Raw genomic sequence first — 21,619 nt, 5'->3', positions numbered from 1 at the left:
AGACGATCAGAACCACATGCCCGACACAGTAATTTTTTAGATTTTGTTAACACTGAATTTACACTCTATATATTTCAAGTATTCTGTGAAGGTGACAACGGCACTCTCTTTTGGCTTGACTGTAACTGCCAATAATTTCTATAGATACCCGACGATAACCCCAGTAACTCACTGTGGGTTCCCCTTTCCACAATGCGTCCCTGCTGAAGCACCACAATCTGATCCGCATTAACAATCGTCGATAACCGGTGAGCAATCACTAACACCATCCGGTTTTGCCCAAACTTATCCAAAGCTTCTTGGACAAGCTTTTCTGAAACCGTATCTAGAGCGCTAGTAGCCTCGTCTAAAATCAGCAAATCCGGATCGGATAAAATCGCCCGAGCCAGGGCGATCCGTTGCCGCTGACCCCCACTGAGTCGGTATCCCCTCTCCCCGACTACCGTGTCATAGCCCAGGGGTAAATCCTGGATAAAGCCATCGGCTTGAGCCGCCTGGGCGGCAGCCATCACTTCCCAATCTGTAGCAGTCGGACAAGCAAAACGAATATTTTCAAGGATAGTGGCATTGAACAGAAAAGTATCCTGACTGACAACCCCCAATCGTTGCCGCCAGCTACTAGGATCATAGTCGCGCAAATCCCGACCATTGACCAAAATCTTTCCTCTGGTCGGCTCATAAAGCCCCACCAATAAATCCGCCAAGCTAGACTTACCCGCCCCCGACTGTCCCACCAGGGCCGTTACTTTGCCCAAAGGTAGGACAAGATTAATATCTTGCAGTACCTCCCCCTGATCAGCCAAGTAACGCAGACAAACCCCATGGAAGCTAATATCTGTGGCTAGGTTAGTAAAGGGCACTGTTCCCAGCCGCCCAAACTCCTTATCCCTGGGGTCAAGAATCTCTTGAAAGCGGGCTAACTTACCATAGTTATCAGCAAACCCCGTGACCGCTCCAGTAACACCCTGAAGACGGATATTAAACCGTTGCAAGGCCAACACAAAGGTGACTAAGCTGGGTAACACCCCAGTGCTCCGCCGGGAAAACAGCAAAAAGGCAATCCCCGCAATAATAGCCAACAAAACGACCGGTAAGGTTTGGGTAATGGGATTGGTAATATTCAGCAAGCGGATCTGTTTTTGCAGCCCCGGCTTAACCTGCTCTACTAATGCCTTAACTTCAGCCACAGCGCTGGATTGACGTCCCGTGGTGTGCAAGAGCCTTAACCCCTGCAAATTTTCCGTTACCCGTTTGCTAATTTCCACCAGTCCTTGCTCATTAACACTAGAGTAACGGCGGATACGGGGGAGTAATTGCTTTTGGATACCATAAAAAACTAAGACAGTGGCCAGAGCGGCCAATAACAGCCAAGGGGAAATGACCACCAGAATGCCTAGATAGACCAAAAGCAGCAAAAAGTTAGTGATCAAAGTATTAGCTAACTTAATCTGGGTTTGAACCGTGGGGCCAGCGCTAGCGGCATAGGAAGTTAAATCTCCTACCTTATAACGACTGGCACAGGCAAAGCTAAAACTGAGAATCAGGCGATGAATATACTCTGTGAACTTAACCTGTAATCTCACCCCTAGGTCCCCCGCAGTCACCAGATTCCAATAGTTGCAAAGCCCCAGGAAGATTTGGGACGTAACTGCTAGCCCTAATAAAAGAATAAATAACACCTCCTGACTAAGGGCATTCAACCAACTCCCTAGTCCGGGGACTCCTGCTAAGATGGCGTACTGGTTCGAGTCTATTCCTTGGGGGGTGCTCAACAGGGTAACCGCCAAGAAGATAATGCCAAAGGTTCCTCCTTCAAACATAGCCCCTACAATACCAGTGGCAAAGTTGGCTAGGATTAAGCCCCTGTTCTCCATTGCAGACTGCCAAATCAGTCGATCCGCTTCAGTTTTTAGGTAACGGTTCAAAAACCTAGAGGCTGATCTGCGTCCAAGCTTCACTGTCTTTGCTAAAGTCATTAATTCGGTTAAGGTTGTTTACAATAGTCTAGGGTAGCTGGGGAATGAATTAAGAGTCTAATAGCTTAACTCGGTTAAAAACCTACTGGTGTGGCTGGGTGTACCCAGTACCCAAGGCGATCGACCAAGGGTTGCTGCAAGCAGATCGCCCAATCGCCCAATTAGTTTAATATTTGCCATCACCTAGACAATCTAGCCGGTTTCAACTGGCTTGAGCTTTGAGACTGGGGTTTTAACCCCAGGCTCCTGGCTGGTGTGGCTGGGTGTACCCAGTACCAAAAATCGCGTTAGCGCTGTTTGCAAATCCTTATGCCGATGGTAAATACTTATTGCCAATCTTGGCTAGTATCACAAAGAAAACTATCTGCGATCGCTTCTTCAAACCTGTAGGGACATTTTTCCGGAAAAGTTCTCAAGGGTAAGTTGGTTTCTCGTAGAGCTAAATCCACCCCCGCTGCAAAACCATCCTCTACAGCCTCAGCCATGGAAGACTTTAAGCTAGGATTGCGACGAAAATGGCGGTTGATTGCACGGCGCTGTTCTCTGATATTCAGAAACCAACTGCGACAACGGTTTTCTGGCTGATATTCCCACTTGAGCAGATGACCTAACAAGACAGTAAGACGACTGACTAATTCTCGGTATTCCTGTCTTCCCAACCCTTCTAATTCAGCTTGTAAATTTTGCCAGTCTAATTCTGATACTTGCCTTTCTGCTAGTGCTTGTACTTGCCACTGAGTCCAGCCATAAAAATCCTCTTCGTATCGTGAAGCCCCTTCAGATTTCATAGTCTTGATATTAAGCTTCAAGGGTAAAACTTTTACTATATATTTTACAGGTAGCCTGGGAATAAATTAAGAGACTAAGAGGATGTTTGATAAGTTTTCAGCCGTAATTTTCATCACATCTTCACCCCATTTAATTGATTAAATCCTGTCCCCTTTCCCTTCTAAAGGGAAAGGTGAGGGTGGGGTAAAATAATATTCGATACACTAATCATGACTTGACAAACATCCTCTTAGACTTCAATAATACTCCATGTCGATCGCTGCTTTGCGCAGAAGGTCGCCAGAAACCACCACTGGATCAGGAAATACTATCATTTGTGGATACTAAAGTTGCTGCTGATGAAGTTATTTCAGTGTATCACCATTTGCGACTGGCACTGTCTAGATAACGTTTGCGATTGCGGTCACACCTTTTGGGCAATTCGGCCCCCTAATATCAAAATCAATAGGAAGGTTACGTTTGGAGAAACTGAGATCAATTAGACCGTCAAAGCCCACTCCTAAAAAATCAGCCTATGCCGAGAGTAACTATTAGTTTTTTAATATAGCATTTCCCATGCTCGTGAGGTACAATTTTTTTTAGTTTGAGGGAACACCGGAATAGGGAATAGGGAATTGGTGTGTACTTCATGAGCCTGAAAAAGGCTATAAACTTGAGATTAAAACTTCCGTTAGGAATTATTTCGTTTTTAAATTTTTTTTTATTACACATATCCATTGTACCACAAGAGTAAGAGCTAATTTCAACAATTTTTACTCTTTTTAATATTCGCTGTTTGTAGTAAAACCTCAAGATACTGTTGGCAAATAATTTGCGGTGTAAAGTGGGATTGTAGATACTCACGACCAGCTTTACCCATCTGTTCTGCTAGTGTTTGGTTATTTTGCAATAAACGGATAAATTCCGCCAGTCCCTGACCATCCCCATGGTCAAATGCCGACCCACATTCAGCCTCCGTAATTATTTGTCTTAAGCTAGAGTAGGGTGAACAAACTACCGCCAATGGCCTCCCAGCTGATAATGCTGAATACAACTTACTAGGTAATACTAAACTTTCGCTGCTGGGGCTAACACTCACCAAAGACAGGTCGCCGGTCGTGAGAGAATAGCCCAAATCTTCCTTATCTTGATAAGGTAAAAATGTAAAATTACTTAGCCCTAGTTCAAAAGCTTTAGCAATCAACTCTTCCCGTTTAGCACCCCCACCAATACACACAAACTGCACTGACTCATGTTGTAATTCTCTGGCCGCTACTAACAAAGTATCGATGTCATGACATCGCCCCATATTCCCAGAGTATAGGACTGTGAACTTATTGACTAACTTGTACTTCCAAGCAAACCAGTTTTCTGATTTGGCAATAGGTACAATTAAATCTGGGTTAGCCCAGTTATGAATTACAGAAACTTTATGGGCGACTTGGGGACAGTACTCTACAACCCGTTGTTTCATCTCTGGACTGAGAACCACAATTCCCCCTGCTTTGAGCCAGACTCGCTGATTTAAACCTTGCCAAAGTTTTGTTACCCAGTGCTGCTTTGATACTACACCCAGTGCGATCGCCACATCTGGATACAAATCATAGACTATACAAACATAGGGCAACTTCCACAGCACATTAGCCAAATAACCCACAATGGGCAAGAATGGTGGCGCTGTCGTGATCAGCAATACATCACTTCCCCGCCAAGGTGCGAGCAGATACAAAAAAGCACGAATGGTGTATAAAAGTCCATTTACAGCCTTACCGCGAATTCTCCCAGCCACATTTGCGCAGTCCGAGACCTATAAATCCTAGTTTGCTCACGCAGTTCCACACGGGGAGCCTTACTCACCCTGAACGCATATCCGGGTTGACTGGTAAACACATTAATGTCTACCCCTTGCTGTTCTAACTGCTGCACAAGTTCCTCAATTAATTGTCCTGTAGCAGCATAGTCTGGGGGAAAAAACTGTGTGACCACAGATAACTTAATTGGTTGATCACAGGAACGATCATCAACGTTGTTTGTCAAGGGTATTAATGATTTGCGCCTCTGTTGGAGATTCTTCATAAAGAATGTTGCAAAACTTGAGGGTGTAGGCGAGCGGACTTTTGAATGAAAAGTTACAATAGACAGAAAATAAATTCAAGGTTAATATATCACCTAAGATAGGCTTTTAACAATAAACGATACAAGTCGTCACAAGTCGTCATCAAAGAAATAACATTAAGTTGAGATGTATCTATCGAGACTTAGTATTTTTGATTCACAGTTAAAATAATTAACTTCAGCTTTTTATTTAGTGATATTTCAGTATTAAATATGTCTATCATTCACAACCAAACTGACAAACCCGTAAATCCCGAACAGACGAGAAACTCCATCACACCATTTTTTCCCTATTCCCCCATTCTGGAAAATCAGCAGCAAGGGGAGGATTGGAATTATAAAGAATTGTTAAGTTTGTTACGGCGTCGAGTTGTAGTTGTTGTGGGAGTAGCCACAGCTGTGCTCACAGGTGTAGGTCTAAATATTTACTTAAATCCCAAAACCCCAGAATATGAAAGCAGTTTTCAGATGCTGGTTGAACCCGTTGATAATGGGAGTGAGGTGTTAAACTTAGGCGGTAACATCAACCCAACAAGTAACCCAATAAGTTCAAGTCGTTTCGATTACGAAACTCAAATTCTAGTGCTCTTGAGTCCTCAAGTTCTGCAAAACAGCATTAAACAGTTACAAGCTAATTATCCAAACATCAACTATGGATATCTGAGTCGAGGACTGAGGATTTCTCGTGTAGGTCAAACCAAAATTATCCAGGTCAATTATCGTAGCCAAGACCCAGTGGAAGTGAAGGATGTATTAGAGAAAATCGCCGCAGATTATTTAGGCTACAGTCAAGGACAACGGCGAATTACCCTCAGTCAAGGTTTAAAATACCTAGATGAAGAACTACCCAATATACAGAAACGCGTCAACCGGGTTCAGGAAGAATTGGAAGTGTTCCGACGTAAGTATAATTTTCTCGGTCCAGATGTCCTAGCTGGTGAAATTGGAGAGCAAACCACAGATTTAACTCAACAACTCGAACAACTGGAACTACAGCTAGTCCAAGCTCGTGCTGATTGGAATTTCTTACAAACTGAAGATGGTGTCAGGTCTGTGCTGGATAACTATCCTGTATATCGGACATTAAATCAAGAATTGCGCCAATTAGAGATTCAAATTGCCACACAATCAGCTGTTTTTCAAGATGAAAACCCCACCCTAATTACACTCAAGGAAAAACAGGACAAACTCAAACCATTAATCGAGCGAGAATCACAACTATATATCCAAACCAGGCGAGCAGAAGCAGATAAATTACTCAAATCCTTAGAACTTAATCAACAAGAACTGGAAAAAAATCGCCGAATTTTAGAACTAGAACGTCAGGAATTACCCACCCTCATCCGAGAATATACAGAAATACAACGCCGTTTAGATATTGCTAATGAAAGTCTGAATCGTTTTTTATCCGCCCGGGAAGATTTGCTCATTCAAACCTCTCAGACGGAACAAGGTTGGCAATTAATTCATTTACCTAACCTACCCACAAGTCCCATAGCCTCTTCAACTATTATCCGGGATATTATTCTGGGAATTGCCGCGAGTATCTCCCTAGGGATTGGTGCAGCTTTACTCTTGGAAAAGCTAGATCATACTTATCACAATGCTTTGAGCCTCAAAGAAAGAATCAAAGTTCCTCTACTAGGGAATATTCCCTTGAACCAAGAGATGCAGCTGGGTAAATCTTCAACCCTCAAACTCAAAGATGCTTTGATGCAATTCTCGGATGGGCTGATGGAAACAAATACTCAGAGAAGCACCGTAGCCAAACGACGCTATAGCAATTACGCTAACCATTTTATCGAAGCCATCAGGGTGCTCTACACAAATATACAATTATTAAGCTCTGATACTCCCATCAGTTCTATTACCATCAGCTCCTCTATGCAAGGTGACGGTAAAAGTATAGTTGCCTTTTATCTGGCTCAAGTAGCTGTATCTATGGGGAGAAAAGTATTACTGGTAGATGCAGATTTGCGCCGCCCTAGTATTCATACCTTCGCAAATTTAAGTAATCTCTGGGGGTTGAGTAGTTTAATTACCACGGATATGTCCATAGAAAATGTAGTCACACCACTACCTGCTATGAATGAATTATCTATCATTACTTCTGGACCTATTCCCCCCGATGCACCTAAGTTACTCTCATCAGGGAAAATGAAAAAACTGATGACACAGTTTCAAGATACCTTTGATTTAGTGATTTATGATGCTCCTCCCATTGTGGGGCTAGCTGATACTAATTACATCGCTCCCCAAACCGACGGTGTGGTGATGATCGCCAGGATGGATAAAACAGACCGTTCTGTATTTGAGCAGGCTTTAACTGATCTGAAAAATTCACCGATTAATGTTTTAGGTGTAGTTGCCAATGGACACAAGCGTCATTCAGACAATTACTACCAATATTATGAATACCAACGTGACGATAAATAAGCCTCCCCTCCCGGTGCTATCCATGGGAAACCTAACTGTTATAACCCCATGGTAGCAAATTTCCCAGATTATGGAGTTGGTTTATGACCCAGTTTGATATGAGATAAACACGATTCTAAATATATACAGTCTTCACACTTTAGTTCTTTCCCAGGATTTGCACAGCCACAGGGAGGATTGACGAAACATTCCCCAGTATTTTGCGGTGTGGAATATTTTTTCCATATATAATACACAGCAGCTTCTTTTAAACAGAAAATAATATCTTGCACCATAAAAATTACCAATTACAGCATAGGCGACCTTGTACATCTTCCCATTCGATTAACCAATGCCAAATACTGAACCAACAGTTGATTTGAATGAATCTCTAGCATCTCTGAAACCTTGAGCCAAAGGATGCTTGGCTTGCAAAAATACCCGGGCACAATTACGTCCTGGTATTCCCGAAATTGACCCACCTGGATGAGTTCCCGCACCAGTTAAAAATAGATTTTCAATTGGTGTTTTATAGTTTGCTAATTCTGGTAAAGGACGGAAAAACACCATCTGATCTAAGGTCATATCAATATGATAATAATTTCCCTTATAAGCTCCTAATCTTTCTCCCAATTCCGCGGGACTCTCCACCCGACGGGCGATAGTTGCTGCTTTTACATTTGGCGCGTAGTTAGCCAACTTATCAATTACTCTGTCTGCAACTTGGTTTTTGAGTTCATCTGTCCAACCTGTACCTTTTAAACCCGTACCTTGCGCACCTGCTATCTGGTAGGGAGCAAAAAACTCAATCCATAAAGTATGTTTACCTGGTGGTGCTAATGTAGGATCAAGAGCGCTTGGCATGACCACATACATAGAGGGGTTAGTATCGGGGATTTCCCCCAAGGTACATTTACTATGGGTTTGTTCAACATGAGCCATGGAATCTGCAATTAAGATCGACCCAATCAGATAATCATCTTTGTGGTCATGGTAGGGAAAATGCAGAGGTTTATCTAAAGCCAAGTCGATTTTCAGGATGGTTTCGTTATTATTAATGATCCGGCGTTCTAATCTTGGTCGTAAATCAGGGTCAGCATCATCTACCTCATCAGTTTCCATAAGTTGTAAAAATAGACGTTTAGCATCAATGTTAGAGATAATGCCATATTTAGCCCGATATTCTTGACCTCCCCCAACTCGGACACCCACAGCCTTACCATTGTCAATTAATACTTTCTCTACCTGCTGCCCTGTTAAAATCTTACCACCTTTGCTAGTAACTAATTTAACTAATGCCTGGACTAAGGCCCCAGTTCCACCGCGGGGTCTAGTCATACCGGGATGATGACGCATAGCCATCATCATCACACCAATGGCTAGGTTTTTTTGTGAAGGGGGCGCACCGAGTTCGGAAGCGAGTCGAGACAGTGGGGCTTTTAAGAATTCTTCATCAAACCATTCTTCTAGAATATCCTCAGCACTATTCAACATGGTACGAACAAAATCCAAGCTTTTGGATGGTGAACCGATGACGGAAAATAAATCTTTGAATTTTTGGATGTTATAATTACCAAAAATATCTATAAATGATTTGGGTGGAGCGTTAAACATCGGACCCATGGCACTGATGACCCTTTGCCAGTACTCTGTAAATTCTGCGTATTTTTTAGCGTCCCGTTCATTATAACGGGCGATTTCTGCACAGGTCTTTTCTACTGATTTGTGAGCTAAAAAATACTTACCATCAGGATGGGGACAAAAAACCACTGGGTCACAATCTAAGTATTGTAAACCATATTTTTCTAGTTCTAATTCTTCGACAACTGGGCCTAAATGAATAAATTCGTGATCAATTGCACACAAGTTAAATTTAAATCCCGGGGCTTCTTGGGGTAAGCATTCCTCCGTTGTGGCTGCACCACCTGGAACTGAACGCTTTTCTAGCAGCAGAACACTATAACCAGCTTTGAGCAAATACGCTGCACATACTAGTCCGTTATGTCCTGCGCCAATGATAATAACATCATACTCTTGCATATTTGTGCTTGGATAATATGGTGATAAATTATTATTATTATTATAATTTGGGTTAGAAAGAATTTTGTTGATAATTGTATTCTACACCTGTGGTTATATGTCATGTAGTTTTACCCTGGTGTGGTTATCTATACCCCTTAATTTAAACTCTGGATATTCAACAATATATCTACAGTAAGTTATATACAAATAGCTGGTATTAATAATTAATTATCTTTGGCATCTTTGGCGATCGACCGATCGCCCTTGTTGTCATACCATAATAATGGTTGAAATACGAAGGATTTAAAGTTCTTATCCTCACCTTGTGAAAAAGCAATAAATCCTCACCACCTCAAAGATGTGAACTACCTACACTGACCTGGCGGTACAGTATAGGCTTCCCAATTCATCGGATACCGCCTCAGCCTTCGTAGATTTTTTACGTCCCGAAGACTTTGGTCTTACATCCCCTCCAAGGGCACAAGAGCTAGTTCCTAACTCTAAAAGTCGCAATCCTTCATTTCTAATATTTATCGCCGCATTAATATCTCTATCATGCTGTTTTTGGCAGTGGGGACAATCTACAAGCCTTACACCCAATGAATCATAACATTTTTGTAGCATCGGGATAGGTAGTAGAGTCTCACTACAAAGTTGAGATGATGGGAAAAAACGACCTACTTCAATATAGGTATGACCGAATTTCTCAGCTTTGTATTTAAGCATGGTTTGAAACATTTCCCATCCTTGAGCTGTTATCGCTTTCGCCAATTTGGGATTTTTCACCATATTCTTAACTGCCAAATCTTCTACACAAATAACTTGGTTGTCGTATGCTATTTTGCGAGATAGCTTGTGTAGAAAATCCTCTCTCACTCTAGCTATTTTACTAGAGACTTTTGCCACTAAACGTTTGGCTTGACGGCGTTTGTTGGATGTTTTATCTTTTTTTCTGGCTAGTTTTTTCTGCTTACGCTTTCTATTTTTTTCTAATTTTGCCAATTGTTTTTTGGGTAGGTCATACTTTGACCCTTCAGAGGTTACAGCAAAGTTTTTTAAACCCAGATCAACTCCGATCGCCTGTCGAACAGCGACTACTGGATTATCTGTTTGGTTGAAAAGAATAGAGGCGTAGTATCTGCCATCTGCATTTCTAGATATGGTGACGGTAGTGAATTTACCGGACGGTAGTTCTCTGTGAAACACGGCTTTCATTAATCCCAAATTACCAGGAAACTTAATCACAGAATCCTGTGGTAGTAACTTGACGTTTTGAGGATATTGAATCGATTGGTTACCATGTTTAGATTTAAAGTTAGGAAATTTAGTACGTTTTTCAAAGAAATTTACAAACGCACTTGAAAGATTAAATGTGACTCTTTGCAATACTTGACTGTATGCAAGTCCTAACCATTCATATTCTTTTTTTAAACCGGGAAGCAATTTATCCATTGCTGCTTTAGAAAGACCTTTCCCCGTTTCTTGATAAGCGGTAGTAGTGGCATTAAGCATATAATTCCACAACCATCGAGTATTCCCAAAACACTGAGCCAGATAGGATTCTTGTTCATCAGTAGGATAAATTCTCACTTTAATTGCTCTATACATGGTATCGACCTTACCGCGTTTATCATTTCATGATAACAGAAATCATCAAAAAATATCAACAAAAAAACAAATATTCGCAATTCATCTCAACACCTCCCTATCGGGTAGGTGTGAGCCTTCTTGCTGTTTAAGGTAAAATTTCTGTTAAGTTCATTAAGCATCTACAGCTTGCCCAGTTTTTATAAGGTACTCAGTATGACATCCACAGCATCTTCCGCCCTGCCAAATTTTTGTGAAGGAATCCAATATTTTGGTGAGGCCTTGCCAAATTTTGCAACTTATGGTAGAATTGCAGCAATAGAACCAGGAAAAAAGGCGATCGCCGATCCCACAGATCCCGCCGCCGTATATCAAACCTTACTAGCTGCCGATGCCCTACGCTATTTAACCCTACAAATCACAGCCAGTAAAGCTTCCGGACATCCGGGGGGTTTTGCCAGTCAAGCAGAAGCCTACGCAGCCTTGGTAATGCTAGGTCATAAAAACATCATGACAGAAGTGGGACACCACGCCCCCGGATTCTATAGCGCCATGTTTTTAGACCGCTCCCTAGAAGACATGGGGATTAATACAGTACAGCAACTGCGCGATCGCTTCCGGGAAAAGCACGGACTTTTAGGGCACCTTTCCGGCTACATCCCCGGCATTCTCGCACCCGCCGGACCCCTAGGGCAAGGACAACACTTTGCCATGGCCGCTGCACTACTGCACCCAGATAAGTTATTCCCTTTCACCCTGGGTGACGGCGGACTAGGTGAACCATATATTATGAGTTCCATGGCACATTTTAACACAGCCTATCCCAGTGCCACCAACTTCCTACCCGTCCTAGTGTGGAACGGCTACAGCCAAGAACATCATAGTATGGTTTCCCTCAAAACCAACGCCGAAATGAAAGCCTACTGGCAAGGAAACGGTTTTGCAGAAGTAATTCTAGTCGATGCCAAAGACTTTGACGACCAACACCAACCAGGGGACTATGTTGATAGTACCGCCTTTTCCTTTGAGCAGCGCCTAGCCTTCACCAAAACCGTACTTTTAGGCATAGATAAAGCCGCCCACTCCGCCCTCAACGGCAAACTTACCGTATTTATCATTAAACAACTCAAAGGCGCAGGGGTTCACGCCCGCGGTTCCAAATCTCATAACCTCTATCCCAAAGACACCCTAAACGCACCCCACATTATCAGTGCATTGCAAAGCCGCGCCCTCCCCGCAGAAGCTTGGGAAATAGTCAGAACCAACGCCGAACGCGCCGGTGGCGGACCCGCAGCCAAAACAGTAGTCACAGAATTTGAATTACCATTACCAGAGCTAGGGAAATTACCCCTAGAAGAATATACAGTCGCAGGTGACCCCCAAGTTTCCACCACCGCCATGGGGCGCTTAGTGGGAATCGTCGGTAAACAAGATAGTAAATTCCTAGTCACCAACGCCGACGGTAACGAAGCATCAGGAATTGCTAACATTAACCAAGCCCTCAAAGTCATTCACCCCACCACCGACGATTTATATAACCAAGCACCCAACGGTCAAGTTTATGAACCATTGAGTGAAGATGCTTGCGCAGGTTTAGCTGCAGGTTTAGCCCTCATGGGTGCGAGAACCCTATGGTGTTCCTATGAATCCTTTGCCATCAACGGGTTACCAATTTGGCAAACAGTCATCCAAGCCATGGCAGAATTACGCCGTCAAACTCCCTCAACCATTACCTTATTTACCGCCGGTGCATTAGAGCAAGGGCGCAACGGTTGGACACACCAACGCCCAGAAATTGAAGCATACTTTGCTTCCCTCATGCGTAATGGTAATGTTTTCCCCCTATTTCCCCCCGACGCTAACAGCATTCAAGTTTGTTATGACTGGGCTTTGAACACCAAAAATAAAGGAATCGTCATCACCGCCAGTAAATCACCCTTACCAATTCTTACCACCCTAGAACAAACTCGCCAAGGTTTAGCAGACGGCGCAATCTTATTACAAGAAGTTCCCGGTGATAAACAAGTTGTATTTGCAGTCATTGGCGATATGACCTTAATTCCCGTCTTTGAAGTCGCCGCTTTCTTAGAAACCGAAGGTATAGGCGTAAAAATTGTTTCTGTCATTAACCCCCGCCGTTTGTATCGTCCTCATGACACAGCTTGGGAAACTTGCTCAGAACCCGATGGCGGTTTCATGGATGATGCTCAATTTGCCCAATTATTCAGCGGTGACGCATTAATTGGTGTCACTGGTGGCGCAGCGGCCATGCTTGAACCAATCATGTTACGCAGCAACTGCAAACGTGATACTTTCGCCTGGAAACGTGGGGAAACCACCGCCAGCGCCGGGGAATTGATGGCCTTTAACGGGTTAACTGCTGAAGAATTGACTAAACGCGCCATTGAATTAGTCCACTAAACTCAGTTTTCACCCTTGACCACATACCCAACTCCCTTAGAGGATGTTTGTCAAGTCATGATTAGTGTATCAACTATTGTTTGACCCCACCCTAACCCTCCCCTTGTAAGGGGAGGGGACTGGATTTTATTGTTTTTTGTGTGTTCGGTTTGTTCCCCAATCCTTCGGTGTTCCCTGTTCGGTGTGTTCCCTTTCCTCACTGATAATTTCTCAACTCAAATAAGATTCCTATATTACCTAGAAAATTGAGCAATAGGCATTCTGGGCGGTGCTGTTCTCCACATTAAATCAATCTCCTGTGCTGTCAGTTCATAGGCTTGGTTAACTAAATCAGCCAGTCGATATTCTAATTTTACAGCTTCATATTTCCGACTTTGGATTGCTGGAACATAATCATTATATCCTTGACGCAGCGCTTTAAATTGGGAGACACCCAAAGGGTCAACCGTTTTAGATTTTGGCATTCTTTTTCTCACCTCTTCCACAAACTCAGCCAATTCTAAAGCAGCGAAATCTCCTAATTTTTGTCCCAGCTTCTCAATTTTAAATTCTATTTGCAACCACTCCAGGAAATCTTGCTCAACTTCCCCGTTCAGTTGAGTAATTTCAATTAACTTGGTAACTATTATTTCTACTTTTGCACGTATTTCTGCGGTAGGTGACGCAATGGGTAGAGTTTCTATCAAATAGCCGGCAGGGTTTAAAGCCTCATCTTTCATCCGTGGTAAACGTCGCCAATTATACCACCACATCAGAGGAGAATTGAGAACTCCCAGAATATATAAGTCAGATGTGGGAATGATAAAAGCTTTATCATTTGTAAAATAAGCTCGTGTATCATAGCTGTAAGCTGGATGAAATTGTATTACCTGATAAATTATTTTAGGTTGTGCCAAAAGAGGGTAGAATGATGGTGATGCTTGCAGCTGCCACCATAACTGTTTACCCGCTCTAGCTTCCAACTTATTTCTATAAATTTCTAAATGTTGTTTGATTACAGGATATTCTTCTATATCTATATCTTTGTGAGCGAAAATCATCCATAAATTTTCCCATTTAGAAACCCACCTTTTAATATCTTGGCCTCTTAAATAAGGCTGAATGATTTCTGCAGATTTCGGGTCAGCTTGAACCAACTTCTTCTTAGTCGCTTCATCTATTAAAAACGCCTCATTAAAACCTGTTTTGATTCCATAACAAGGTTTTACCCCAGCAAACTCCCTTAACGGAACTCCCAACCGCTGAATTTTCCCCATTAATTCCTCAACCGCAGGAGGTTCTAAACTCCAAGCATTGCTAGTAAACCGCGACCAAGGGATAGTATAACTGTTCTCTGGATTCTGCACATATTGAGTCAGGTTAATTTTAGCTATCTCCTGACGGGGAACAGAACAAACTAAAACTGATTGATTCTCATTTGATATCTGAACAATTTTAGGTTTCCTCACTACCACAATACAGGGAAAAGTATCAGCATCTTGAAAAATTGGCGCGTGTCCAAAATCTATAATTTCTTCAAACACACTCGACTCAGAAAAGAACCGTCGCAACGGTTCACCGTAACCAGAACGTAACCATTTATTAGTAACAATATAAGAAAGTATGCCTTCGGGCTTTAATAAATTTAAACCTTTTTCATAGAAATAAACATAAATATCCGCAACTCCATTATAACTTTGATAATTTGCTTGTAAATAAGGTTTAAATTCTGATAATAATTCCTGACGGATATAAGGAGGATTCCCAATTACGACATCAAAACCACCCTCAGCAAACACTTGGGGAAACTCACCTTCCCAATTAAAAGCTAAATCTGTCAGTTGTGAATCAACCACAATAGAATTACCAACTTTAATATTATCATCCAAATAAGTTAAACTTTTTCCCTGAGTTGCAGTTTTTAACCACAAAGATAACTTAGTAATTTCTACCGACTCCGGCGATAAATCAACCCCAAACAAGTTATTACTGAGAATAGTTCTATCTAATTCCATATTTTCTAAACCCTGATATTCCAGAAAGCGTAAATTATCATTAACTCGTCGATACTGACTTTCTAAATAATCAAAAGCTGCAATTAAAAACGCACCTGAACCACAAGCGGGGTCAATAACTCGCGTTTTTACTAATACCTCATCTCGGTAAGTTAACCAAAACTGAATTTCTTGTTCTCGCTGTTGTAGTGTATCTGCTGCTAGCTCAAACCGCTGTCTTAACTCATACTCTCGCGTTTGCAAATAACCACCAATGGCCACTTCAACGATATATTGAGTAATATAAGCAGGGGTGTAAAATACCCCTAATTTCTTCCGCTTACCTTGTTTTTTATCAAATTCCTTTTGAGTGATATCAGCTTTTAACTCTTCTAAATCTGTAATTGACTGCTCAAAAATCCGTCCCAGAATATCTACAGAAACTTCGGAATCAAAATCAAAGCGCGTCAGTTGTTTCAGTTGAGTACATAAAGAATCTGGAATATTTAACTGTTCATCTAACAGCGAATCATGTTGAAACAAACCCCCATTATAACCCGGAATTGGTGGATCATCATGACCTTGGTCAACCCAGCGGAAAACATTTTTATAAATTTCCCAAATCGGAACAGGAGTATAAGGGTTTCTACTATCATGAGCATTACTAATTGTCCTCTCTGGTAATAGTCCCCTATCCTCACAAAAAGCAATAAATAAAATTCTATCTAAAGTCTTTTGTGCTTTCTCAATTAAAACTTGCTCCCGGTTGGGAATATTTAAATCACAAATAAAGCGGAAATGTTTAACAATGTTTAATCTAACTTGCTGATATTCGTCATAGAGTTGTTTTGTAATTTCCTCTTGTGCTTGATTAGAAGCAGTTAACAACCTATCAATTACAGATACATTTTTAATGGGTAGAAAATTTTGCCGACAAAAAATAAAGTAAAATATTTTAAATTCCTGGAAATCTGCTAAATCTGTCAAAGAGAACCTTTGATAATAAGCAGGAGTTTTATTAATGTGATAGAGTCTTAACTCTCGATAATTAGAAATAATAATCCAATGACAATCAGGTGTATAATTAGCATAATGCCATCCTTGATCAACCGCTGATTTGTCCCTTCCAGATACAGCACGGTCTAAATTATTTTTACTTCCTTTTAATTCAATGGGTGCAACAACTAAACCCTGTAATTTTACTTGACCTTTATGGTTTTCTACGGCTGTAAAAAATCCCAAAGCTGCATCAGCAGCACCCCCACCATCAGCGATATGTTTTTCTGGGTAAATTTCCCAAGCTTTACCACCACCATCAATGACTGAACGATAACCCAACACATTTTGAAAGATATCTTTGATAAAATCACCATGTAAGGAAACTTCACTTATTTGGTCAAGTGTACCTGTTTGTAGAGCCTTAACCCATTTTTGAATAGTCTGGTGACGTTGCTCTAAATCGGAGGGAAACTTAAAATTACCTAAAGCATTTTTGAGAGCCTTTTTTTGAAATAAAGCTTTATCATCTTGCTGAATCATATATCCATATTCTCAGTAACTATATGCTGTTTTAAAAAAGTTTAAACTCATGTATATATCATTTCCCATGCTCGTGAGGTACAATTTTTTTTAGTTTGAGGGAACAGGGAATTGGTGTGTACTTCATGAGCCTGAAAAAGGCTATAAATAAACCAGTATACATTATACATTAGCATCTACCATCTCAATAACCGATGATACATATACCTAATCCTGACCAATTACTTAGTAACTAAGTATACTTTATATGTTGTTGAGATTTTATACCTGCGTGTCAATCCATCTTAATATTCACCCATAGGTAAAAAAATGGGGACACGACCGACTGAACAGCAGTATCCCCAAAAACCTATTGCCAAATATAGATAAGGATAAACAAAACAATCCAAATCACATCTACGAAGTGCCAGAATAACGAGGTCGCATTGACCCCAAAGTGACCGGAATCGTAGTTTCCCGGTAAGAAAGAACGGAAAAAAATAATCAACTGTAACAGAATACCAGTGAGAACGTGCAAACCGTGAAAACCAGTCAGCAGATAGAACATCCCACCGAATACCCCGGAAGTGAACCCAAACTCGAGGTTACTCCATTCAATACCTTGTCCCACTAAAAAGTAGGTACCCATGGCCATAGTGGCGGCCAGATAGATGCGAAATCCCCTTAAATCGTGTTTTTGTAGGGCTCGTTCTGCTAAGTAAATCACAAAGCTACTGGAAACAAGAATGACTGTATTGATGGCGGGTTCTATAATTTCTAACCCGGAAACTCCATCTGGTAACCAGTTAGGAGTTGTGGTTTTGTAGACGATATACCCGGCGAAGAAACTCAGGAAGATAACGCTTTCCGATAGGAGGAACACAATGAAGCCAAACATTTTATTGCCTTCTTCGTCGTGTTCGTGTTCAACGCCTGTGTGATGGTGAGGTAATTGCAACTCTTCTGAGTTGATGGAACTGTCCATTGATGGGAATTCTCCTTTTTTAAACCCAGAGGAACGCGGAGATTTAGTCTGCGTTTTTTAATGCGGGGTTGTTGGCTGTTAAGGGTTCTAATTTGCCGTAGCCGTAAGGTTCAGAAATAATGATGGGAATTTCCTCGAAGTTTTCCACTGGGGGGGGTGAAGAAACCATCCACTCTAGTCCGATCGCTCTCCAGGGATTATCAGGTGCTTTTTCCCCTTGCATCCAGGAAATGACCATGTTGAAAATGAATGGTAAGGTGGACATTCCCAGCATGAAAGCCCCCAGACTGGCGATAATATTCCAAAATTCGTACTCTGGAGCGTAGGAGGAAACCCGGCGTAACATTCCTTGCAAACCCAAGGGGTGCATGGGTAAAAAGTTCAGGTTAGTGCCAATAAATGTTAGCCAAAAGTGCAATTTACCCCAGCCTTCGTAGTACATTCTGCCGGTCATTTTGGGGAACCAGTGGTAAATGGCGGAATATAAACCCATGGTCACTGTGCCAAAGAGGACATAGTGAAAGTGACCGACCACAAAGTAAGTATTGTTGACGTGTACATCTACAGGTACTGAGGAAAGCATAATACCTGTGATCCCGGCGAATACAAACATGATTAAGCCACCCAGGGAAAACAGCATGGCTGTATCTAGCCGCAGTTTACCGCCCCAAATGGTTGCTACCCAAGCAAATACTTTAATACCTGTGGGTACGGATACAAACATGGTGGTAAGCATGAATATTAACCGCATCCAACCAGGTGTACCACTGACGTACATATGGTGTACCCAGACGATACCACTGACTACCGCAATTAACATTGAGGAGATGGCAACTACTTTGTAGCCAAACAATGGTTTGCGGGCGTAGACTGGGAATATTTCTGAGAAAATGCCAAAGATGGGCAAGATAATCACGTAAACAGCCGGGTGGGAGTAAAACCAGAAGTAATGCTGAAACATCACTGGATTACCGCCGTGGCTGGGGTTAAAAAAGGCAGTTCCTGCGGTCAGGTCTAGTAGTAACATCACTGCACCGGCTGTGAGTGCAGGTAATCCAAACAATTGGATAATCTGGGCGCTAAATACTGCCCAGACAAATAAAGGCATCCGAAAGAAGCCCATCCCCGGGGCGCGCATCTTGACGATGGTGGTAACAAAGTTAACAGCACCCATGATGGAGGAAACACCGGATATGGCTACTGCTAGTAACCAAACTACTTGACCATTAATTAAGTTACCGGTGGGGTTTTGCAAGCTTACTGGTGGGTAAGACCACCAACCAGCTTGGGCTGACGACCGGGGACTAAGAAACTGGTCATTAAGAGAATCCCTACCACCGGTACCATCCAAAAGGCGACGGCGTTGAGTCGGGGAAATGCCATATCTCGCGCCCCAATCATTAGGGGTACTAGATAGTTGGCAAAGCCTACTAGGGAGGGAAATGTCCACAAGAACAGCATGACAGTGCCGTGCATGGTGAACATCCCGTTATAAACGGTGCGGTCTACTAGGTCAGATTCGGGTGTAATTAGTTCTCCGCGAATTACCATGGCGAAGATCCCGCCGACGAGAAAGAAGATAAATGAGGTGACCAGGTACTGTATACCAATTACCTTATGGTCGGTGCTAAAGCTGAAGTATTTTTTCCAGCTACCTGGTTGCTCACCAGGGTGACTGATGTCTGTAACAGAGATATGTGTCATTGGTCATTACCCAGGATAATTGACTAGAGGAGATGTTGCTGGTGCTACTCTAGCCCAACCGTTTTTGACTGGCTGACTGGCTGCTTGGGCATACTCAGAGGCTGCCTGATTTGGGGCTGGTGTGGGCTTTTGGGTGGCAGCGTAGGATAGCCATTGATGGTAATCTTCGGGAGATTCCACAACTACATTGGCCTGCATGGTGGCAAAGTATGTACCACTATATTGAGAATCGGTTAACCGATACTGTCCCTCACGGATGGGTGTAAATTCAAAGTCAATGGTGTGGTTGGGTACAATGTCCTGCTTGAGGCGGAATGCAGGAATATAGAAGCCATGTAGCACGTCTTCTGATTTTAGTGCTAAACGTACCCGGCGATCGCTTGGTAAATGCAATTCGGTACTGGTAACATTTCTTTCAGGATAGTGGAACACCCACGCCCATTGTTTAGCCACTACATCAATGTTTTCTACCGGTTCCCCTTGCTCCTGGGGTGCTGCATCAGCGGCTTCCATACTTACAGGATTATGCAAATGGACTAGTTCCATGGGTCCTTGAATCCCCATTTGCTCGTAGACTTGGTAGCTATAGGCAGCAATCCATAACACTAACATAATGGGGATTGCTGTCCACACCACCTCTAAGGTAACGTTACCCTCAATGTGGGGGCCATCGCTCAAGTCCCATCTTTGTGCCCGGTGGAAAATGATCGAGTACATCAGAGTCCCGGTTACACCTAAAAAGATGAATGCACCCAGGGTGACTAAGAAGCTAATTAAATCATCAATTAGCTGAGATTCTGCTGCTGCTTGGGGGGGAAGCCAGCTATAAGCCTGCTGTCCTATCCAGAGACTGATGATAGTCACAATGGTTGCAGCCACCAACACGGTGAAAATATTTGAAATCTTCCGCAAGTCCATAATTGTTAGTTACTTGAGCATTGTGTTTAGGTCTGCGCCCATTCTCAGCAAGTTATCTGCTGTATTATGTATGCCAAATTCTGCCGCCATTTGCGCTCCTAGTGTGCCGTGGACGTACATAATCAACATCACTACTATTCCAGTGGCTAAATAACTCCACTGCACTTCTTGTGCTGGGTCTTGACTCCAAATAAAACGCTGCCATCCTCTCCAAACAGTCATCCCTAGAATCAGCCCCAGCAAGAATACCCCACCCACACCATGCCAAAGCATGGTTTCCATGGCCTGCATTCCCCAAGCACTTTTGACATCACTAGATGGTGTTGCGAGCAGCATTTCATAAAAGCCCGCAGCTACAGTGAAAATAGTAATGATAGTGGAGCCGACCATGTTGTACCACCCCACATCAAAAAAGTTGGCAGGTTCGACAGGAATGGCTAAAAACTTGAAGACCCATTTTTGCCAGGGGAACAGCATACCTACAAGATCAAAGGTAATGCCAATGATGAACAGACCCAAGGTAAGATGGACTAAGTTAGGATGAATGGGAATCGAGTAAGGTAGTCCATTAGCCCCGAATTGGCCGCTTATTTGATCAATTAATTCCGAGTTCATGGCAAGATACCTTCCTTGACTGCTTCAACAACTGGTACTGTGTGCAGTCCATATACCCACACCAGTTGATCTCCCAGATATACTTGCACGCCGACAATCACAGTTAACAACAACCCAGCCAGCATATAATGAATGGGCAATTTGTACGGGTTGCGGCTGCGAATTACATACCGCCAAGCTGTAACGGATGCGATAATTCCCGATAGGGACCAACCAACCAATGTATGTACATTTAATACTGATTTAGCTTGGGTGTAGGGTTGTGCTAAACCGGCTTCAAATTGACCGAAAATAATGGCCACGAAGATAGCGATGGTCGCCACAAACATATTCCACCAACTCACTTCAAACAGATGAGTTCTACCAGTAAAGTAACCGAGTATATCGCAGAAGAATGCAAACAAAACCATCGCAATTACGAAGTGGACAATGATGGGGTGCATCGTATCTGGATAGGGCAAATTGTGATCGTTTAAAGATGTCAGATACTCAAGCATTGTGTTCTCCTGGACATATCTATTGCACCTCACTTGTCAATGTTGCAAATCCTCACACCACTATCATGATTAACACGTGACCGGAGTTTGTATAGCTACTTGCAG

At 42.5% G+C, this 21,619-nt stretch carries 12 protein-coding genes and 2 pseudogenes; 2 read left to right on the top strand and 12 right to left on the bottom strand.

Annotated features, from left to right (window positions below):
* Window positions 1-74: 74 nt before the first annotated feature.
* The 4 genes and pseudogenes from AC6IZ0_RS05225 to AC6IZ0_RS05210 all read right to left on the bottom strand — a co-directional run bounded on the left by AC6IZ0_RS05225 (window position 75) and on the right by AC6IZ0_RS05210 (window position 4,820).
* Window positions 75-1,874 carry an ABC transporter ATP-binding protein gene (locus AC6IZ0_RS05225; RefSeq protein ID WP_497725309.1) on the bottom strand — a complete coding sequence of 600 codons (1,800 nt, stop codon included), beginning with the start codon at window positions 1,872-1,874 and terminating at the stop codon, window positions 75-77.
* Between the two features lie 159 nt (window positions 1,875-2,033).
* Window positions 2,034-2,156 (bottom strand): hypothetical protein, encoded by a 123-nt coding sequence (locus AC6IZ0_RS05220; protein ID WP_271734412.1) that lies wholly within the window; start codon window positions 2,154-2,156, stop codon window positions 2,034-2,036.
* Window positions 2,157-2,302: 146 nt separating this feature from the next.
* Complete coding sequence (locus tag AC6IZ0_RS05215; RefSeq protein WP_271734413.1) at window positions 2,303-2,764, bottom strand: DUF29 domain-containing protein; 462 nt, start codon at window positions 2,762-2,764, stop codon at window positions 2,303-2,305.
* A gap of 743 nt (window positions 2,765-3,507) precedes the next feature.
* Window positions 3,508-4,820: pseudogene (locus AC6IZ0_RS05210) on the bottom strand (glycosyltransferase family 4 protein).
* Window positions 4,821-5,072: 252 nt separating this feature from the next.
* Here AC6IZ0_RS05210 and AC6IZ0_RS05205 point away from each other — a divergent pair.
* A complete protein-coding gene (locus AC6IZ0_RS05205; protein WP_497725308.1) occupies window positions 5,073-7,295 on the top strand; it encodes a GumC family protein in 2,223 nt (740 codons plus the stop codon).
* A gap of 324 nt (window positions 7,296-7,619) precedes the next feature.
* On the opposite strand, the gene crtO is transcribed toward AC6IZ0_RS05205, so the two are convergent.
* Together crtO and AC6IZ0_RS05195 are read right to left on the bottom strand one after the other, a co-directional pair.
* Window positions 7,620-9,314 (bottom strand): beta-carotene ketolase CrtO, encoded by a 1,695-nt coding sequence (crtO, locus tag AC6IZ0_RS05200; protein ID WP_497725307.1) that lies wholly within the window; start codon window positions 9,312-9,314, stop codon window positions 7,620-7,622.
* 351 nt (window positions 9,315-9,665) lie between these two features.
* Window positions 9,666-10,904, bottom strand: a complete 1,239-nt coding sequence (locus AC6IZ0_RS05195; protein WP_497725306.1) for an RNA-guided endonuclease InsQ/TnpB family protein — start codon at window positions 10,902-10,904, stop codon at window positions 9,666-9,668.
* A gap of 195 nt (window positions 10,905-11,099) precedes the next feature.
* Here AC6IZ0_RS05195 and AC6IZ0_RS05190 point away from each other — a divergent pair, with 195 nt between their 5' ends.
* Window positions 11,100-13,304: a phosphoketolase family protein gene (locus tag AC6IZ0_RS05190; RefSeq protein ID WP_497725305.1), complete on the top strand. Its 2,205-nt coding sequence runs from the start codon at window positions 11,100-11,102 to the stop codon at window positions 13,302-13,304.
* Window positions 13,305-13,537: 233 nt separating this feature from the next.
* Here AC6IZ0_RS05190 and AC6IZ0_RS05185 read toward each other — a convergent pair whose 3' ends face one another.
* The 6 genes and pseudogenes from AC6IZ0_RS05185 to AC6IZ0_RS05160 form a co-directional block, all read right to left on the bottom strand.
* A complete protein-coding gene (locus AC6IZ0_RS05185; RefSeq protein ID WP_497725304.1) occupies window positions 13,538-16,816 on the bottom strand; it encodes an Eco57I restriction-modification methylase domain-containing protein in 3,279 nt (1,092 codons plus the stop codon).
* 349 nt (window positions 16,817-17,165) lie between these two features.
* Complete coding sequence (locus AC6IZ0_RS05180) at window positions 17,166-17,780, bottom strand: cytochrome c oxidase subunit 3 (RefSeq protein WP_271734421.1); 615 nt, start codon at window positions 17,778-17,780, stop codon at window positions 17,166-17,168.
* 43 nt (window positions 17,781-17,823) lie between these two features.
* Window positions 17,824-19,484, bottom strand: a pseudogene (locus AC6IZ0_RS05175) (cytochrome c oxidase subunit I).
* Between the two features lie 6 nt (window positions 19,485-19,490).
* Window positions 19,491-20,402, bottom strand: coding sequence for a cytochrome c oxidase subunit II (locus AC6IZ0_RS05170; RefSeq protein ID WP_497725303.1), 912 nt, complete (start codon window positions 20,400-20,402; stop codon window positions 19,491-19,493).
* 9 nt (window positions 20,403-20,411) lie between these two features.
* The gene (locus AC6IZ0_RS05165; protein ID WP_271734425.1) at window positions 20,412-21,017 is read right to left on the bottom strand and encodes a DUF2231 domain-containing protein; all 606 of its coding nucleotides are present in this window, start codon (window positions 21,015-21,017) and stop codon (window positions 20,412-20,414) included.
* Window positions 21,014-21,514: a DUF2231 domain-containing protein gene (locus AC6IZ0_RS05160; protein WP_271734426.1), complete on the bottom strand. Its 501-nt coding sequence runs from the start codon at window positions 21,512-21,514 to the stop codon at window positions 21,014-21,016. The genes AC6IZ0_RS05165 and AC6IZ0_RS05160 overlap by 4 nt, the downstream gene beginning before the upstream one ends.
* Window positions 21,515-21,619 lie beyond the last annotated feature (105 nt).

The sequence above is a fragment of the Anabaenopsis sp. NIES-4685 genome (assembly GCF_059725405.1).
Note: the sequence above shows the minus strand (reverse complement) of the source record. Positions and strands in the feature narration are given on the sequence as shown.

Coding starts and splice junctions, on each gene's coding strand:
- AC6IZ0_RS05225 (WP_497725309.1), bottom strand. CDS start 1,874: ATGGAGAACAGGGGCTTAATCCTAGCCAACTTTGCCACTGGTATTGTA.
- AC6IZ0_RS05220 (WP_271734412.1), bottom strand. CDS start 2,156: ATGGCAAATATTAAACTAATTGGGCGATTGGGCGATCTGCTTGCAGCA.
- AC6IZ0_RS05215 (WP_271734413.1), bottom strand. CDS start 2,764: ATGAAATCTGAAGGGGCTTCACGATACGAAGAGGATTTTTATGGCTGG.
- AC6IZ0_RS05205 (WP_497725308.1), top strand. CDS start 5,073: ATGTCTATCATTCACAACCAAACTGACAAACCCGTAAATCCCGAACAG.
- crtO (WP_497725307.1), bottom strand. CDS start 9,314: ATGCAAGAGTATGATGTTATTATCATTGGCGCAGGACATAACGGACTA.
- AC6IZ0_RS05195 (WP_497725306.1), bottom strand. CDS start 10,904: ATGTATAGAGCAATTAAAGTGAGAATTTATCCTACTGATGAACAAGAA.
- AC6IZ0_RS05190 (WP_497725305.1), top strand. CDS start 11,100: ATGACATCCACAGCATCTTCCGCCCTGCCAAATTTTTGTGAAGGAATC.
- AC6IZ0_RS05185 (WP_497725304.1), bottom strand. CDS start 16,816: ATGATTCAGCAAGATGATAAAGCTTTATTTCAAAAAAAGGCTCTCAAA.
- AC6IZ0_RS05180 (WP_271734421.1), bottom strand. CDS start 17,780: ATGGACAGTTCCATCAACTCAGAAGAGTTGCAATTACCTCACCATCAC.
- AC6IZ0_RS05170 (WP_497725303.1), bottom strand. CDS start 20,402: ATGGACTTGCGGAAGATTTCAAATATTTTCACCGTGTTGGTGGCTGCA.
- AC6IZ0_RS05165 (WP_271734425.1), bottom strand. CDS start 21,017: ATGAACTCGGAATTAATTGATCAAATAAGCGGCCAATTCGGGGCTAAT.
- AC6IZ0_RS05160 (WP_271734426.1), bottom strand. CDS start 21,514: ATGCTTGAGTATCTGACATCTTTAAACGATCACAATTTGCCCTATCCA.